Origin of the sequence: Clostridium sp. 2218st1_F5_2218SCRN_220325, assembly GCF_039062665.1 — a bacterium.
Lineage (GTDB): Bacteria > Bacillota > Clostridia > Peptostreptococcales > Peptostreptococcaceae > Intestinibacter.
Genome location: NZ_JBCLNH010000012.1, coordinates 33,063 through 48,873 on the forward strand (window position 1 = coordinate 33,063; position 15,811 = coordinate 48,873).

The following is a 15,811-nucleotide window of genomic DNA, read 5'->3' on the forward strand; positions in this document are numbered from 1 at the left end:
AATATAAAACTTATAAGATGTCCATTATATCATCTTTGACATTTGATACAATTCCCAAACCATCTTGCAATAGTTCGATAAATTCGTATCCACTAAAGTTATTGCCTGATCCGATATATGCTATTTTCGCCGTTATAAAATTTTGTGGTGTAATGTAGTATTTTATAACTAAGCTGTCGTTGTTGTATTTATGCAACAATCTAAGCACTAAATTTTTCTTTTTGTTGTCTTCTAATTTTGCAATAACATAATTTATTGAATTATAACAACTAGAATTCGGTATTGATATGGATACTTCATAAAAGTCCCCAGCAAACATTCTAACTGATGGTTTTAAACTTAGTCTCAACATCTTGCTGTCGTCTTGTAAAACGTCGAATGCTGAAAATAAGCCAGTTTCTTTGAGAGTCTTTTTAAGTAGTGACTTTCTTCTATAAAACTCCATATTATCATCCCCTTAAAAATCTACTTATTAATTATATTGTAGGTATATTTTTCGTAATTTTCAATAAATTACTTTAATAATTTGTGAAAATAAATTGTTGTAAAAAAAAAGTGCCAATCGAACCGAGAGTTATGTATGTAAAGTCCGATTGGCAAATAGCAAGATTGGAATCTCTTGCTCCTTGATTATGCATAATAATTATGGGCTTATTATATGACCTTCCGAACGGCCATTGCAACAAACAAGGAACAAAATGTCTTTAATTAATTTTATTATGGGTTTTTTGGATTAAAGTTTATGCATTGTATATAAATAAGTATATTTTTATTGTAGACAGGTTTTCACTTTTTAAACACATTTTGTAAATTTTTTTTTAAATTTAAAAATCTGCGTTATCTTTCTCGTTTTCTTGGTCTTCGGCATCACTTGCCCCGTCGTCTTCGTCTTCATCTTCGTATCCGTCGTCGTCTTTGTCGTTTATGTCGTCATTGTCTTCGTCTAGATAATTTTCGTCTATATTTTCGATTGCATCACTGTTGTCGTCTGAAGAGTTTTGCTTGTCCTTATCGATACATCCATTTATAAATAAACATAAAACTACTCCAAGTACGATAATTATCCTTTTCATAAATAATACCTCCACCTTTATATTTCACTTGTCATTAATAATAGTATTGTTTCCTTTTATAAACTTATTCAGATTTTCTAAACTTATACTTATTTAGTCTTTTTAAACTTATACTTGTTAAGTTTTTCTAAACTTTGTTTATATCATTTTCTATAATACCATAAAATGGAGGTTATTTAAAATAAGCCAAATCTCAAGAACTTATCTATATAGGCTTCTTTACAAAACAAAATCTTCAAAAACTCATCATCATCTAGATAGTCCATGCATTTTATCATAAGATAGTCGAACAACTCATTATAAAAATAATCTCTGTTTTCTTTTATATAAGGATCTTTTTTAGAGTGTTTATTGAAAAACTCGACTTTATCTATATTAAATAGCATTTTTTTAAAGTTTTTGTCCTTTTTAAAATCATTTAAATCTTCTTTATAATAATCACAATCTAAAAACATATCTCTTTTCTCTATATTTTCTTGTTTAATAATAAATGTAGCTATTTCATCATAAGAATACTCCTCATCATATGCACTTCTATATAAACTGCTGTATAGAAGGTAAAATTCTTGAAAAATATCCATTTTGTCATCATTATCACTTTTTATCTGCTCTAAGACCAACAAGACTATATCATTTTGGATAAACACCTCGTATTTTCTAAGCATTAAGATATACGACATAAACAAAAATGCATAGCCATATTGCACCGTAAAAAACAGCAATTCATCCCCAGATTCTTTGTAGAGTTGTTTTAGTTCGCTTTGTGAAAAATTCAACCCACTTCTATTAAAACTTTCCACGTCGTATTTATATATATTAAATACAAGATTAAATACAAAATAATCCCAATCTCTATTTCTAAAATTATTATAAAGCTGGATAAATCCACATCCTTGTGCCTTTTCAAAATATGAATTACCTTCAAATCCATGATTTTTTTTAATAATCTGATTGCATGAATTATCGTAATTTGTCATAATCTTGTCTACTGCGTCTTGGTAAAAATGCCTTTTTGAAATTTTTTCTACTACATCGCGTTTAAATACTTTTTTATGTAAATCGAAATAACTATTTACGTCCCCCGCCAATTTATACATTGAAATCACAATATCAAGCCCCCTTAGAGATAAAAACTCGGGGTTTTGGCGATATTTTTTCCAAAATTTTTCTAGATTCTTATTATTCCAATTTATATTATAACAAATAACAGTTGTCGCATTTGAAATACTTATATAATGTTGTCTAATTTCCTTGGCTAATTTAGCCTCGACAATTTTCTTTTCTTCTATATCTTGTTTGCTGATTTCTGATGGTTGCTTGCTTTTTATTTTTCTTCTTCTAAACCACATACTACGCCCCCTCACAAAAGTCAGTTTACTTACTATTATTATATAATGATTTTATGTAAAATAGGCGTTTTTTCCAAAATAAATAGACCAGAACGATAGTACAATGAAAATCAATATAAATTTAAATTAAAATGAACCACTTAAAAAGTCCCGACAATAATAATCTTTATTCCCCTCGTCTAAAAAGGCAATCTCTTATAATATATAAAAATACCATTATCCCGATTGTAAGACAAAACGCCTCTATATATGTTTTATCCGATATTGTACCGCCTATAAAAGATATAATCGCTATAAATACCCTGATTAGTATACTTTTGTTGGATACTATCTTTCCGTATGGGTGAGTTTTTTTAATCGCAGCATAATTACAGACTAAACTAAGCCCAAACAAAATCCCTACTGTGACATATGATAATAATAAATCTCTTCCATAAATAAATCTATTGTCTAATATCTGTATAAATAGATCAAACAACATAACTCCAGAGAACAACATAAAAATTAAACTCGCTATTTTAAATCCATATGACAAAGTGCTCTTTTTTTGTGTAGGCTCTGCTGCTACTGCATATTCATCATAAGTTAGTTGATTTTTTTGTTTAGGTTGTTTGTTTTTAATTTGTGGTAAATTTTCTGATTTTATCTTGATGTCGTGTTGGTTGTGATGTTCTTGGTTGTGTTTGTCGTGTTTTTGGTCATGCTTTTCGTCGCGTTGGTCGTCGTGTTTTGGCTCTTCTCTTTCTGATTCTAATTTATATTCTCTTTGAGCTTCTTTTTCTATTTCTGCCTCATCTTCTTTTATCTCAATTTTTATTTCATTATCGCTTTCTTTTTTAAGATTTGAGATAGTTTTGCTGTTTAACAGACTTTTTTCTATCTCGTTTTTTATATTTAAAAATCTCTCATCATTATATTTTTCATAAATAAAATTACACTCGTCTATAAGCTCATTTACATCTTCATTTAGATTCGGTGTTTTAAATGTATCTTTATATATTTTATTTAAATTGTCTAAATAGACTTTGTTTGAGTATGTATCTTTTTGTTTGTATTTTTGGCTAAAATAATTTTCACAATACGAATTTAGAATTTCTTTTTTGTCTTTTAATCCTACATTATCTAAATTGTCCTTTAGATATTTATTTATCTCAGAATTTATAATTTCTGATTTTCTCTTTGCTAAGTCTATCCCAAAGTAGTTAGCGTATTGTTCTATTTGGTTGTTTTTGTCGCCTTTATTTATATCTAATAAATAAAAATAAGTTTCTTCTAGATATGGATTTGAGCCGAGCATTTTCTCTAAAATATTTAGCTTTTCGTCGTTTCTCAACAACTTCGATTCTGATTTTAATTTAAAAAGTAAATCCTGTGCCTCTTTTTTATCATCTGATGTAACTCTATACAAGTCCTTATCTGTCTCGTTTTCTACACAGTCCAAGATTGCCTCATGTATATCTACTACACTGTTTTCAATAGAGTTTAATATATTTTCTCTTACTTCTTCTGAGTTAAAAATTTCTGTTTTTTCCTTGAGTATTTTGTCGTGATTTGATTTTTCGATTTTTTTATATTGATTTTCTAAATTATTAAATACATCTCCAAAGGTGCAGTATTTTTGGTAGTATTTTTGTGTGAAATTTTCTTCTGTTATATTTTCTACATCCATATCTTTTAATATATCTACAGCGTAATCTATGTAAGTTTTGATAATGTCTAGGCTCGTATCAAATCCGTCTGAAACTAAATCGTCTAGTCCCTTATATTCACCTAAGATCTTATTAAATGTATTTCTCGCTTCTTTTCCATATTCTCTGTACTTTAAATATAATGTATTATACAGCTTTATCTCCTCTGGAATTTTATTGACAATACTGTTTTTCTCTTCTCCCATATAGAGTCCCCCTATTCTCACTCACTTTCTTTCCAAATTTCCTTTATATATATTATAGTACTACATTTTTGGCTTGTAAATTTTAATTAAATGCTTCAAAAATCATCTTTAAAATATCGTCTAACCCGCTAAAATCAAAGTTTTCCCTGCTTATGTCTTTATCATTCATTCTATCAAAAAATTTTTTTAGACAGTTTGCCTTATCTAAAATCCTGCCTTGGTATTTGCCCGCACTTTCAAAATACCCAATCCACTGTATCGGAATTAAGTTATCTTCGTCTTCTGTTAAGATGTCTTTTCCGAGATATAACTCTATACTGCACGCCATCCCGTTTATATCCATTACGACATCTCCTGTTGGGCCTTTTGTGGGGTATTTTTTCGCAATTTCCAAGTCTGGATATTTAAGCACTTTTATATTGTTTGGTATTTCTATCCCGCTTAAAAGTTTCATGGCCTCTTGCCCCGCTGTGTCGTTGTCGAATATTGCAATAGTTCTGTTTGCTATTCCAGATGAGATAAACGCTTTTATAGTAGATACAAGCGCATCAGCACTCCCCCTAAGTCTTGTGGCCTTAAAATCTAAAAATGAGTAGTATTCTGATAAGTGGGGGTATAAGATATTTAGCGCAGTCTCCAAAACACATGCATCTGACTTTCCCTCTGTAAGGACGATAATCTTTTCATTTATTATATATTCAGATTTTGCAGTTTCTTTGGCGCTTTTGCTAAACTCAAAATCCTCATCAAAATAGCCATTTGCTATAATCTCGCTCACATCATATATAATCTTAGAATCACTATAAAGCGACAACACAATCCTCAAAATAAACCTGATATCTATAAAACTCCCGCCCCATAAAATATCCTTATTTCTCAAAATAAATAAAACCATATCTTCTAAATCTTTGTCATTTTCCAAGATTTCTAAATTTTCTCTGTCTAAAAAATACTCGTCATAAATATTATTATCTATAATAAACTCTATACTCCTATTTAGGATTTTTATAAATTCACTCTTTGACTCATATATATTTCTCACTTTAAAAAACTCATCATAAGCCTTTTTTAAAGTAAATCCCATAATATCTAATTTGTCTGAGTAATTTTTACAACTCAATATATATCTAACTTTTGTGCTCTCTTCTTCATACTCTATTTCCTGGGTTATAATCTTGTCGCTTTCCGAAAAGACAGAAATCAATACCCCGTAAACATCATTTTTGTCTTTTAACAATTCATAATCATTTAAATATAAACGACTAAACGCCTCCATAATGTATCCCCCTTTAAAATCTCAACTTTGACCTTATATCTATTATTATATTTTTGTTTTTGCTTAATTTATACTATAATTATACTATAAAGTATATTATTATATAGGATGGATTGCTATGAAAAACATATCTATCATATCTAGTCAAAATCTAGATTCAAATTCTGATTTAGGAAGTTAGGTCTTTATAAAGCAATACAGACGTTTGACCCAAATAAGACTTCTGATTTTTCTTCATATGCCAACTGGTGGATTAAATTCTCTATACTTAGAGAAATCATCACTAAAGCTAATATGATTAAAATCCCTATACATATATGAAGATACTTATATATATTTTTGGCATATTTATATCTACAAAACTCTAAAATATATAAATCATTGAGTATGCAATCATACTCAACAGACTAAAGTCCATAAATTAAAAAAGGACAGTTTAGAAACTGTCCTTTATATTGTTTATTTATTTAATACAAATAATCTTAAGTATTCAAACACTATGTCTTCTACTTGTATTACAACTTCGTTGCTTTCTTTATTCCAAAGCATATTATACCATTGTGTTAAAACATATTCTTTCTTTTCTATATTGATTATCATAACCTTTTTGTTTTGAAGTTTTATTAAATCGTCTTTTGAATAATCATCTAGTGAAAACTTAATCCCCTTATTTTCAAAGTCATTTTTCTTTATTTCAGCAAATATGTCTTTTAGTATGTCTTTTTCTATATCTGTTAAATCTTTCTCACATTCTAACGCCACATTGTCTTTTTCCAATAACTCTTTATTGTTGCCTAGAAATAAAGTATTTACTTTTCCTTTCATAATGAATACCCCCTGTTGATATTATTTATTAATATTAATTTTATACAATTGTTATTTGGACGTCAAGCAACTTTCTGAATATTTTCATTATTTTTCTAACATACTTTCATAGCAAAAAAGAGACGGTGAATCACCATCTCTTTTTATATCAAATTATACTATATAATCATATTTTAAATTTTAATATATATCGTCGTACGAATATCCTCTATCTTCTCCACAAAATACGCAGTACCAAGTCCCATTAGGTGCCTTAATCGCAAAATCAGTAAACGCAAGCGACGTACCACAGTCTGCACATCTTACATTATACTCATTATAACAATCTAAACAAAGGTCATATCCTACTAATTGATACATTTTTCCATAATCGCCACACATATCACAGTAACCTTTGTCAAAATCTTGAGTAGAGCTTGTCTGACTTTGTATTGTTGTACTTTCTTCAGATTCGTAAGTTTTTTCTTCTGGAGCCTCATATACTATAGATCCCTCTGCTCCTGGCCATATTACGTTTTTTACAGCCTCCTCAGACACTATCTCGTCTATGTATAGTTGTTCACAGTTTTTAGACAATCCTTCTATAGAAGTTAGTTTCTCTTTTCTTATATTGTTTAGGCCATCTTCTGGTATTGTGCATGAAAATATTAAAAAGTCGTCATCTGTACTTATATTAGATGCAAATACGCTCAGTTGTAGTGTTTTTACGCCCTCTGGCAATAATTCTATAACGTCTGCTAATGTATTAAACATCTGTTTTACAAATACATTTTCATCTTGTGCCATAGATTTTTTAATTTCTACAATCGCATTTGAATCGATCTCTTCATAGCTTTGTATACCATTTAAATCGTAAATAGTTTTTTCTTGTTCTTGTGTATTAGTAAGAACAACCTCTTTTTTTTTCTGTGGTTTAGAACATCCAACCATCCCAATTATTAGTGTAAATATTATACCTAATGTAAATAATTTTTTTGTAAAATTTTTCAAATGTATTCCTCCTATATATATGTATATAGGTATTATAATACATTTTTACAACTATTAGGTAATTTATTTATATTTTAGTAAAATAAGTTCCTGAAACCCTTTTCCTGCATGCTAATTTAAATAATTTGATGGAAATAGCCTAAAATACTCACATACCATATCGTCTAGCTCAACAACTACGGCATTAGTCCCCTTTTGTCTTCTCATTTTGTACCATTGTGTAAGTACGTATTCTTTTCTATCTATATTTATTAATATAACTCTTTTGTCTTGAAGTTGTATTAAATCGTCTTCACATATGTCTTTAATAGAGCATACTATATTTCTATCTTGGAATTTATTTTTCTTAAATGCTGAAAAAACATGCATTAAGATTTTTCTCTCTTTATCGTCTAACTTTGTTTCAGATTCTAATACTATGTTCTCTGCTTTTACTAAGTCTAAATCATTATAAGACCTAAATAAAGTATTTACTTCATTGTTCATATTAATTCCCCCTTATTTAATATTATTTATTGCTTGTATTTTATATATTTTGCTTGTATTTTTGCATCTTTAATATTACATATTTATCATTTTAATCTAACTGTTATTTATTTGTCAAGCAAGTCATTAGATTTTTTTACCATTTTATTTTGTTATATTTAATCACATAAAAATGCTTGGAATCTATAAAAACTCCAAGCATCTAAACCTAATTATTATTGGACTTTTTTTCATTTAAAACTTTATCCGCTTCTATAGCAGCTTTTGTAAATGAGTTGTTTTTCCACCAAGCCCAAATTGACGCACCTATTGTAAATGCCAGTGATATCACTTGGCTGACTTCTTCATCAGAAATCGGCAAAATATCGTGACCTGTGCTAGTCAAAATTTGGTTTAAAAGGGCAATTACCAAAACTGTTGTACGTATAATTGTGTCTTTCTTAACTTCCATAAGATCAACTCCTTTTTATGAGCTATCCCCAAATACCTCTTGTTAACTACCCCTTATTTTCTTTTATGAAAAAACTACTTCAAATGTTCTATTTATATAACCAAACTATTTATTTCCTATAATTATTTTTCATCTATTATTTTTTGAGCTATACTAGTATCAACTATCTTATCATATGGAGCTTCTTTTTCAAGTTCGCCAGCAGTTTCCATAACTTTCATCAAGTTATCTAAACTTTCTTTTTCAAAGTATGGATTTTCACACCAAGCGCCTATTTTTCTATATTGTTTAGCAACTGTAACTAATTCGTCTATATCATTGTCTTCAAAGTAAGGTTGGATTGCTTCTGCGATTTCTTTATCGCTAGCATCTTTACACCATTGTTGAGCTTTATATATTGCTCTTGTGAATTTTTCTAATACTTCTTTATTATCTTTCATATAAGATTTTGTTGAAGAATAAGCAGTGTAAGGTATTTTACCTGAATCTTTACCTATTGATGCAACTATATATCCAGAACCGTCTTTTTCAAGTTGAGTAGCTGTTGGTTCAAAAGCTGTTGTGAAATCTGCTTCACCAGCTGCAAATGCTCCAGCCATAGCTGCAAATTGAACGTCTGTTCTTACGTTACATTGACCACTAGCAGTATCTTCTCCAATTTCAACACCATTTTGTTTTAAAACGTATTCCAAAGTCATTAAAGGCACGCCTCCTGCTCTACCTCCAAGAACTTCTTTACCTTTTAAATCGTCATAAGAGAAATTATCTATTTTTTCTCTAGAAACTAAGAAACTACCATCACATTGAGTAAGTTGTGCAAAGTTAACTGCATAATCGTCTTCACCTTGATTGTAAATATAAATTGATGCTTCCGGTCCCATAAGTCCTATATCAGCATCTCCAGAGATTAAAGCTGACATAGTTTTATCAGCACCTTGAGTATTTACTAAATCAATTTCTAGACCTTCTTCTTCAAAGAAGCCCTTACTCATAGCTACATATTGTGGTGCATAAAATACAGAGTGAGTAACTTCTGCTACAGTTATTTTTTGTAACTCTTTTGATTCTTTATCGCCTTTATCACCAGCAGTATCATTACTGCATCCTGTTAAGCAGCAAACCCCTAGAGCCGCTGCACTTACGATAGAAATAATTTTCTTGAACATCGATATACCTCCACTAAAATCAAACATAATTCATTATATTCATAGGTTGCAGTTTGGTTACAAAATTAAATATTTTACACTATACTCTATAATATATGCTACGATTAAGGAAAATAGTAAATTTTTCATTATAAAATAGGAGGCTGGACTTATGAAAACTAGAGCAGAAATAAAAAAAGATGCCAAAAGAAAATTAAACGCTTTTTGGATTGTCCCTGTAATTACAGTTTTAGTAGTTTATGTATTGGAAGCACTCATTATAGGAATGTTAAATGACTCCACATTATCTTCAATATTCCAAGTTGTAATTACAACAATAGCTAGCGTTTTTACAACTACATTGTTTTTGAATATAGCCAAAAACGACGACTTCGACCAAGTTAAATTCTCTTGGATGAAGACATCTTGGATGAAAGTTTTAAAATGCATAGTATATACATTGCTTTTATCTTTAGCTACTACACTTATACAATATGTAGCAATATATTCTGGAGTATTATTGAGTTTTGTTTTAGGAATATGTATAACAGTAATAGAAGTGTACTTATCATTCTCATTATTAGTAATATTAGATACAGATGCACCGATTATAGATGCTGCAAAACAAAGTATAAATTTAGTACAAGGTAACTTCTGGAACATAATCGTCTTAGGTTTATCATTTATAGGATGGTTTATCTTAGGTATACTACCTCTTGGACTTGGACTACTTTGGGTATTGCCATATACAGGTATAACATTTGCAAATTACTATTTGGAATTAAAATTGTATAAACCTATGATTTAGGTTTAACTCTTTATACTAAAATACATTTAAAAATGTAGATTTTTTAAATATATTTATCTACAATTTATAAATAAATATAAACTACTATATATTATAAAAATATCTATAAAAAATGCTGTGTTAGATAACTTTATAATTTTATCTAACACAGCATAAATAAACTTTAAATCCCAGTATAAATAAATCTAGATTAAGTAAATTGTAAATATTAATCTAAATAAATCGAAATTAAACAAACTTTAAACAATATAAATAGGCCCGTTTCCGAAATCTATAACATTAAAATTCATAGTTATCTGCATAATTCTACAAATTATTGATTTCCAAAGCTTTTTCTATAGAAATTTGTTGATGCAAAGTGCGTTTATTTCTGTTCTTACCTATTTCTCCTTCTAATGCAATTCTATCAGCGTGTGTATCTAAGCATTTGATAATGTCTTTGTTAGAAAGAACTAATTGATTTTCTGCCAGTAATAGCGCCATCTTTAATTCCTTTGGATCTACATCTTTACCTAAATGAACATCTCTTAATATATTATTGAAACTTCTCATATTAATCCCTCCTGTTACAATATAAATTTTTTTATATACAAACTTCGTGTTTTTTATTGTTCATTCCTTTAATTTTCGTTAGTCAAATTCCTACATTTTTAACGATTTATCGAGTTATTTTTTGCAAAAAAAAATAGTAGACATAAATCTACTAATTTCATACCTTTATTTTTGAAAATTATACATTTTAAATCTGAAATCGTTTTCTTTGTTTTATTTTTTGTTAGAAATGTTATTTTTTATTTTTTAATTTTTCACATAAAAATCTCTTTTTATATATACGAAATTTTAAATATTTTTGATTGATTATTTCATTAAATCTATTTTTATTTAATAATTTATTTTGCCTAGTCCAGCTTTATTTCACAACTTATTACCCTCCATATATTTTTATAATGTATAAAATAATATCTAATAAATACTACATCTAGTATAAAAATACACTTATAACTATCGAAAAGAAGTTATTTTAAAATAATTCTTGTAAAAAATTTTAAATCAAATTACTCTTTGTAAGGAAATAGTGAAATGTGATAATCACAAAATCAAATGCATTTGTTAAACTACTATTAATCCTATAATAAATAGGAGGTAGAAATATGAATAAAGAAAAAGTGAAAACTTTTGAAGATATAATAAAGAAAAATCACCCCAATATATGTGGGGTTGTCGTTTTAAAAGACGACAAATTAGTTTATGAAAACTACGAAAATAACTGCAATAAAGAAAGTAAAATCCACATCTATTCAGTCACAAAGAGCATAATCTCACTTTTAATAGGAATAGCTTTGGATAAGGGCTATATAAAAGATATAAATCAAAAAATTCTCGCTTTCTTTCCAGATTATAAAAAAGATAAATCAAACAAAACTATAGAAAATATCACCTTAAAAGATATGCTCACAATGACAGCACCTTTTAAATATAAAGATGCTCCATATATAATCTATAGATAAAAACAACTGGGTAGCTGGCACAAACAACTTAAATACTGCTGGGTGGGGGCTTTGTTTAAGCACAATAGACATGGCTAAAATCGGTCAATTATACTTAAATTGTGGCGTGTATAATTGTAAAAGAATTTTATCTACAAAATGGATAAAAGAAAGCACTTCACCTCATATAAATCTAGGAGATTTGAGCTATGGGTATTTGTGGTGGATATTAGATGATCATAGTTTTGTAGCTATGGGAGACGGCGGAAACAGCATATATGTAGATACAAAGGACAATATTGTAATTGCTATTTCCGCATTCTTTGTCCCAAATTCCTCAGAAAAAATAGAGCTGATTAAACATTATATAAAACCAGCTTTTGAATAATATTTTAATTAAAATTTTGGTGACATAAATCTATTTAAGATTTGATAACTAGCTAAGACCTGCAAAGCAAGTCTTAGCTTTTTTATACTTTTTATAGTTACTGTGTTTTACTTTATCTAATCATTTTATATTTTCTAGTAACCTTTACTTAATCTAATAATTTTTACTTGTTCTAATAACTTTTACTTTATATAATCATTTTACCTAATTCTTATCTAAAACTATCTCTCAAAAACTTCTACATATTTAGTAGATGCAGTTATATAAACACCTGATTTCAATTTATACATATCTGTTCCTGTTCTCTCTATCTTTTCAACAACAGTATATACTCCTCCTTTTTTAACTACACCGACTACACTTTCATCAGTAAAATCAGCTGCACTACGTATATTTACTTCATCAGCTATTACTCTTAGGTATAGAGTCCTTTTTTCCTGTAGTACTACTTCCTGTAGATGTTTTAGAAACGTATTTCATCCCAAAATACTCACAAACTGCCTTACAAACTGCTTCTGCACATTTTTCTTGATGTGATGGGTTTAACATAAGTTTTGCTTCTTTTTCGTAATCCATAAATCCATATTCAATCAATATTGCAGGCATATTTGTTTGTCTTAAAATAGCTAATGTAAATCCGCTCATATCGACATCTCTCATCAAACCGTAGTTGTATTCATAGTCGATATCTGCTGCTAAATGTTTTACTGCTAGATTTCCTAATTTAATAGATTTTGAAGAAGAGTTTTTTGTACGTAAAACAAGTAATCCTTTTACTTTTGTTTGCCAAACTGACGCTGTTCCAATTGCATTGTAATGGTTTGAAATTAATATATCTGCACCTGCTTTATTTGCCTTATATGATCTTGTAGAAAGTGATACATCTGTTTTTCCAGTCATATCAGCAGTATACATATAGCCAATATTGCATCTAGTAAGTGCTTTTGCCAAATATTCAGATACTGCTCTATTCCATTCATTTTCTTTAATTACTTCGCCTTTTTTTCTAACTAAGACTCCATTAACATACAAATCGGAAGACAATTTTACAGAACGCTTACCACCAGTAGTCATTCCGTGTCCAGCATCAATAGCTACTAAATATTTACTCATAGTCATCAAATCCTTCCTTTTTTAAAGTGGAGCAATAGGCTAATGCACAGTCCTATCACTTTATATTACCACTTTATACATAATTATGATTTTTTCTACAATTTGACACTATTTTAGATATTATTTTTAGATGACTAAATAATTTTTGTAATATATAAAATTAATATGTTAAAATATATACTATAAGGTAAAATTACCAATTTTACTTTATTTTGTATTTATATAACATATGGGGAGGGAATATTTAATGTTAAATGAATTCAAAAACTTAAATTCAAGTAAAAAAGTAATAGTAGGACTTATAGCTCTTTTAATTTTGCCAATAACTTTATTATTACTATCAGGTGAATTCTTAGTTAAAAGTATTAAAGACAGAAAAATACCAAAAGCTATAATAGCAGGTGTATTATGTGTCTTATTTGTAGCTCCAAGCTTAGACTACATCTCAAAGGTACTCAGCTCTGACTCAACTTCTACTAATAAAGTAGCATCTTTAGAAAGCGAGATAACTTCTTTAGAAAATAAAATTTCTTCTAAAGATGATGAAATCAAATCTTTAAAAGCTAAATTAAATTCATCAAATGAAGAAGTTTCAACACTAGAAAGCAAAGTAAGTTCACTAGAAGATAAGATAGCATCAACAGAAAAAGACTCAGAAGATGCAACTGACAGTACTACTGATTCAAACGATTCTTCTGACAATACTACTACTTCTAGTGATAATTCTAGCAGTAGCTCTACTTCTAATAACTCTAACAGCTCTAGCAATTATAGTTCTAACAATTCAAGTAGCTACACTTCTAAAAACTCAAGTAGTTATAGTGGAAATAGTTCAAGCAGTTATAGCGGTAGTAGCTCAAGTAGTTATGGTAGCAGTGAAATAGTATATTGTAACGGTGGTAGATCTAAATCAAATAAATACCACAAAACACCGACTGCTCACAATATGGAAGGTGCAATAAGAATGACAAGACAACAAGCAGAGGCTGCTGGTTATGTCGCTTGTAAAAGATGTTATTAATATTAATATTAATAACATACAAAATTAATAAAATACAAACTAAAAGCAGAGGTAATACTACCTCTGCTTTTTTATGATAAAATATAAAAATATCAACATTTATTTAAAACATATATTTAAATTAAAATGCCTCAGAACTCACTTTATCTTCTAATTCTTGCATATATTTATCTATTGATTCAGCGACTTTTTTACCTAATGCAGTTGCATAACATGCAGTCTTGTCTGCTTTTGCCTTGCTTATATCTCCTGCTGCAAAAACGCCTTTTACAGATGTATTGAAGTCTTCATCTATAACAATCATTCCTCTTTCGTCTACATCTACTGGAGCTATTGTTTGGATTGCACCCGGCATCTGACCTACTGCAAATATAACTTTATCACATTCTACATATAGCTTAGTATCGTCGTCTGTTCCCTTAAATTCCATACCAACTACTTTTCCATCTTTACCTACAATTCTAACTGAATCCATCCAGTCGATTATAGGAACTCCCACTTGTTGAAGGTATTTTAATTCTTTTGCACTAGCTGTCATCTCTTCAATTGAGTTTCTAACCATTATTCTCACTTTTTTATATCCTGTTAATTTAGCAGTCGTTCCGCAGTCCATAGCGACGTCTCCACCACCTATTATAACTGCACTTTCTCCAACTTCTATATTACCGTCGTTTGCCTTTGCTTCTGATAAGAAACTTACAGCATCTGTAACACCATCTAATTCGTGTCCTTCTATATTTAAAACTCTACCAATAGTAAATCCAGTAGAAATTAAAAATGATTTAAACCCTTCTTTTTTCAAATCATCTAATGTTATATCTCTACCAACCATACAACTTGTTCTAAACTCTACATCTAGAGATTTTATATATTTTAAATCTTTTTGAATTATTTCTTTTGGTAATCTGTGTGGTGGTATACCATAGCTAAGCCATCCACCAACTTCTTTTTTAGCTTCAAACACAGTAACTTCATATCCCTTTTGACCTAATACTGCCGCTGCTGCAAGTCCAGCCGGTCCAGAACCTATAATAGCGACCTTTTGACCTACTTTTTTAGGTTGTATATGATCACTTGTTATCACTTCATCACTTGCATCACAATAATCTACTAGATATTTTTGGATAAAAGGTATCATTATAGGATTGTCTCCTAACGCGCTTTTTCTACATCCACCTACACAGTAACTATCATAAGGACATACTCTTGTGCATATTGAATAAAATAGAGGATTGTTATCTCTGATTAGTTTTATCGCTTTTTCGAATTGTTCTGTCGCAACTAATTTTACAAATTCCTTTGGATTGCTATTTATTGGACATCTTTTATTACAATAAGCTTCTTCACATAGTAAACATCTCTTAGCTTCAGCTATAGCCTCTTCTTTTGTAAATTTCTTTGCAGATTCTGTTAAGTATGTTACTTTTTTCATTTTTAACCACCCCTAAATTTAATATATAATAATTGATATTTTAAGTAAGATTTTATTTTACTTAAAATTTTTA

At 29.0% G+C, this 15,811-nt stretch carries 17 protein-coding genes; 4 read left to right on the forward strand and 13 right to left on the reverse strand.

The window, feature by feature from the left end; genetic code table 11:
• Nucleotides 1–10: 10 nt before the first annotated feature.
• The 10 genes from ABCM86_RS08435 to ABCM86_RS08480 all read right to left on the reverse strand — a co-directional run bounded on the left by ABCM86_RS08435 (nt 11) and on the right by ABCM86_RS08480 (nt 9,510).
• On the reverse strand, nt 11–445 hold the full coding sequence (locus ABCM86_RS08435) for a hypothetical protein (protein WP_295762514.1): 435 nt from the start codon (nt 443–445) through the stop codon (nt 11–13).
• A gap of 379 nt (nt 446–824) precedes the next feature.
• Complete coding sequence (locus ABCM86_RS08440; protein WP_295574282.1) at nt 825–1,073, reverse strand: hypothetical protein; 249 nt, start codon at nt 1,071–1,073, stop codon at nt 825–827.
• Nucleotides 1,074–1,249: 176 nt separating this feature from the next.
• Complete coding sequence (locus ABCM86_RS08445; protein ID WP_195930762.1) at nt 1,250–2,422, reverse strand: hypothetical protein; 1,173 nt, start codon at nt 2,420–2,422, stop codon at nt 1,250–1,252.
• A 166-nt stretch (nt 2,423–2,588) separates the two neighbouring features.
• Nucleotides 2,589–4,316: a hypothetical protein gene (locus tag ABCM86_RS08450; protein WP_343003837.1), complete on the reverse strand. Its 1,728-nt coding sequence runs from the start codon at nt 4,314–4,316 to the stop codon at nt 2,589–2,591.
• Between the two features lie 82 nt (nt 4,317–4,398).
• The gene (locus ABCM86_RS08455) at nt 4,399–5,592 is read right to left on the reverse strand and encodes a hypothetical protein (protein WP_343003838.1); all 1,194 of its coding nucleotides are present in this window, start codon (nt 5,590–5,592) and stop codon (nt 4,399–4,401) included.
• 459 nt (nt 5,593–6,051) lie between these two features.
• Nucleotides 6,052–6,417, reverse strand: a complete 366-nt coding sequence (locus tag ABCM86_RS08460) for a hypothetical protein (RefSeq protein ID WP_295674901.1) — start codon at nt 6,415–6,417, stop codon at nt 6,052–6,054.
• Nucleotides 6,418–6,597: 180 nt separating this feature from the next.
• Nucleotides 6,598–7,407 (reverse strand): hypothetical protein, encoded by an 810-nt coding sequence (locus ABCM86_RS08465; protein WP_195930758.1) that lies wholly within the window; start codon nt 7,405–7,407, stop codon nt 6,598–6,600.
• Between the two features lie 111 nt (nt 7,408–7,518).
• Entirely contained in the window at nt 7,519–7,893 is a 375-nt protein-coding gene (locus tag ABCM86_RS08470; RefSeq protein ID WP_295574275.1) for a hypothetical protein, read from the reverse strand.
• Between the two features lie 208 nt (nt 7,894–8,101).
• Entirely contained in the window at nt 8,102–8,344 is a 243-nt protein-coding gene (locus ABCM86_RS08475) for a phage holin (RefSeq protein ID WP_195930756.1), read from the reverse strand.
• Between the two features lie 122 nt (nt 8,345–8,466).
• Nucleotides 8,467–9,510 carry an ABC transporter substrate-binding protein gene (locus ABCM86_RS08480; RefSeq protein ID WP_195930755.1) on the reverse strand — a complete coding sequence of 348 codons (1,044 nt, stop codon included), beginning with the start codon at nt 9,508–9,510 and terminating at the stop codon, nt 8,467–8,469.
• A 151-nt stretch (nt 9,511–9,661) separates the two neighbouring features.
• On the opposite strand from ABCM86_RS08480, the gene ABCM86_RS08485 reads away from it, so the two are divergent.
• A complete protein-coding gene (locus ABCM86_RS08485) occupies nt 9,662–10,297 on the forward strand; it encodes a DUF975 family protein (RefSeq protein ID WP_195930754.1) in 636 nt (211 codons plus the stop codon).
• A 306-nt stretch (nt 10,298–10,603) separates the two neighbouring features.
• On the opposite strand, the gene ABCM86_RS08490 is transcribed toward ABCM86_RS08485, so the two are convergent.
• Entirely contained in the window at nt 10,604–10,849 is a 246-nt protein-coding gene (locus tag ABCM86_RS08490) for a hypothetical protein (RefSeq protein ID WP_295674903.1), read from the reverse strand.
• A 599-nt stretch (nt 10,850–11,448) separates the two neighbouring features.
• Between ABCM86_RS08490 and ABCM86_RS08495 the strand changes: the two genes are divergently transcribed.
• Both ABCM86_RS08495 and ABCM86_RS08500 read left to right on the forward strand, forming a co-directional pair.
• A complete protein-coding gene (locus ABCM86_RS08495; RefSeq protein WP_330605444.1) occupies nt 11,449–11,805 on the forward strand; it encodes a serine hydrolase in 357 nt (118 codons plus the stop codon).
• A gap of 70 nt (nt 11,806–11,875) precedes the next feature.
• Nucleotides 11,876–12,172 (forward strand): hypothetical protein, encoded by a 297-nt coding sequence (locus ABCM86_RS08500; protein ID WP_343003841.1) that lies wholly within the window; start codon nt 11,876–11,878, stop codon nt 12,170–12,172.
• A gap of 402 nt (nt 12,173–12,574) precedes the next feature.
• On the opposite strand, the gene ABCM86_RS08505 is transcribed toward ABCM86_RS08500, so the two are convergent.
• On the reverse strand, nt 12,575–13,285 hold the full coding sequence (locus ABCM86_RS08505; RefSeq protein WP_307994058.1) for an N-acetylmuramoyl-L-alanine amidase: 711 nt from the start codon (nt 13,283–13,285) through the stop codon (nt 12,575–12,577).
• A 247-nt stretch (nt 13,286–13,532) separates the two neighbouring features.
• On the opposite strand from ABCM86_RS08505, the gene ABCM86_RS08510 reads away from it, so the two are divergent.
• Nucleotides 13,533–14,306 carry a hypothetical protein gene (locus ABCM86_RS08510; RefSeq protein ID WP_195931701.1) on the forward strand — a complete coding sequence of 258 codons (774 nt, stop codon included), beginning with the start codon at nt 13,533–13,535 and terminating at the stop codon, nt 14,304–14,306.
• Nucleotides 14,307–14,427: 121 nt separating this feature from the next.
• Here the strand turns inward: ABCM86_RS08510 and ABCM86_RS08515 are convergent, their stop codons facing one another.
• A complete protein-coding gene (locus ABCM86_RS08515; protein ID WP_295674912.1) occupies nt 14,428–15,738 on the reverse strand; it encodes an FAD-dependent oxidoreductase in 1,311 nt (436 codons plus the stop codon).
• Nucleotides 15,739–15,811 lie beyond the last annotated feature (73 nt).

Excerpts from the sequence above, each read along its gene's own strand:
- ABCM86_RS08435 (WP_295762514.1), bottom strand. The coding sequence starts at position 445 with ATGGAGTTTTATAGAAGAAAGTCACTACTTAAAAAGACTCTCAAAGAA.
- ABCM86_RS08440 (WP_295574282.1), bottom strand. The coding sequence starts at position 1,073 with ATGAAAAGGATAATTATCGTACTTGGAGTAGTTTTATGTTTATTTATA.
- ABCM86_RS08445 (WP_195930762.1), bottom strand. The coding sequence starts at position 2,422 with ATGTGGTTTAGAAGAAGAAAAATAAAAAGCAAGCAACCATCAGAAATC.
- ABCM86_RS08450 (WP_343003837.1), bottom strand. The coding sequence starts at position 4,316 with ATGGGAGAAGAGAAAAACAGTATTGTCAATAAAATTCCAGAGGAGATA.
- ABCM86_RS08455 (WP_343003838.1), bottom strand. The coding sequence starts at position 5,592 with ATGGAGGCGTTTAGTCGTTTATATTTAAATGATTATGAATTGTTAAAA.
- ABCM86_RS08460 (WP_295674901.1), bottom strand. The coding sequence starts at position 6,417 with ATGAAAGGAAAAGTAAATACTTTATTTCTAGGCAACAATAAAGAGTTA.
- ABCM86_RS08470 (WP_295574275.1), bottom strand. The coding sequence starts at position 7,893 with ATGAACAATGAAGTAAATACTTTATTTAGGTCTTATAATGATTTAGAC.
- ABCM86_RS08475 (WP_195930756.1), bottom strand. The coding sequence starts at position 8,344 with ATGGAAGTTAAGAAAGACACAATTATACGTACAACAGTTTTGGTAATT.
- ABCM86_RS08480 (WP_195930755.1), bottom strand. The coding sequence starts at position 9,510 with ATGTTCAAGAAAATTATTTCTATCGTAAGTGCAGCGGCTCTAGGGGTT.
- ABCM86_RS08485 (WP_195930754.1), top strand. The coding sequence starts at position 9,662 with ATGAAAACTAGAGCAGAAATAAAAAAAGATGCCAAAAGAAAATTAAAC.
- ABCM86_RS08490 (WP_295674903.1), bottom strand. The coding sequence starts at position 10,849 with ATGAGAAGTTTCAATAATATATTAAGAGATGTTCATTTAGGTAAAGAT.
- ABCM86_RS08495 (WP_330605444.1), top strand. The coding sequence starts at position 11,449 with ATGAATAAAGAAAAAGTGAAAACTTTTGAAGATATAATAAAGAAAAAT.
- ABCM86_RS08500 (WP_343003841.1), top strand. The coding sequence starts at position 11,876 with ATGGCTAAAATCGGTCAATTATACTTAAATTGTGGCGTGTATAATTGT.
- ABCM86_RS08505 (WP_307994058.1), bottom strand. The coding sequence starts at position 13,285 with ATGAGTAAATATTTAGTAGCTATTGATGCTGGACACGGAATGACTACT.
- ABCM86_RS08510 (WP_195931701.1), top strand. The coding sequence starts at position 13,533 with ATGTTAAATGAATTCAAAAACTTAAATTCAAGTAAAAAAGTAATAGTA.
- ABCM86_RS08515 (WP_295674912.1), bottom strand. The coding sequence starts at position 15,738 with ATGAAAAAAGTAACATACTTAACAGAATCTGCAAAGAAATTTACAAAA.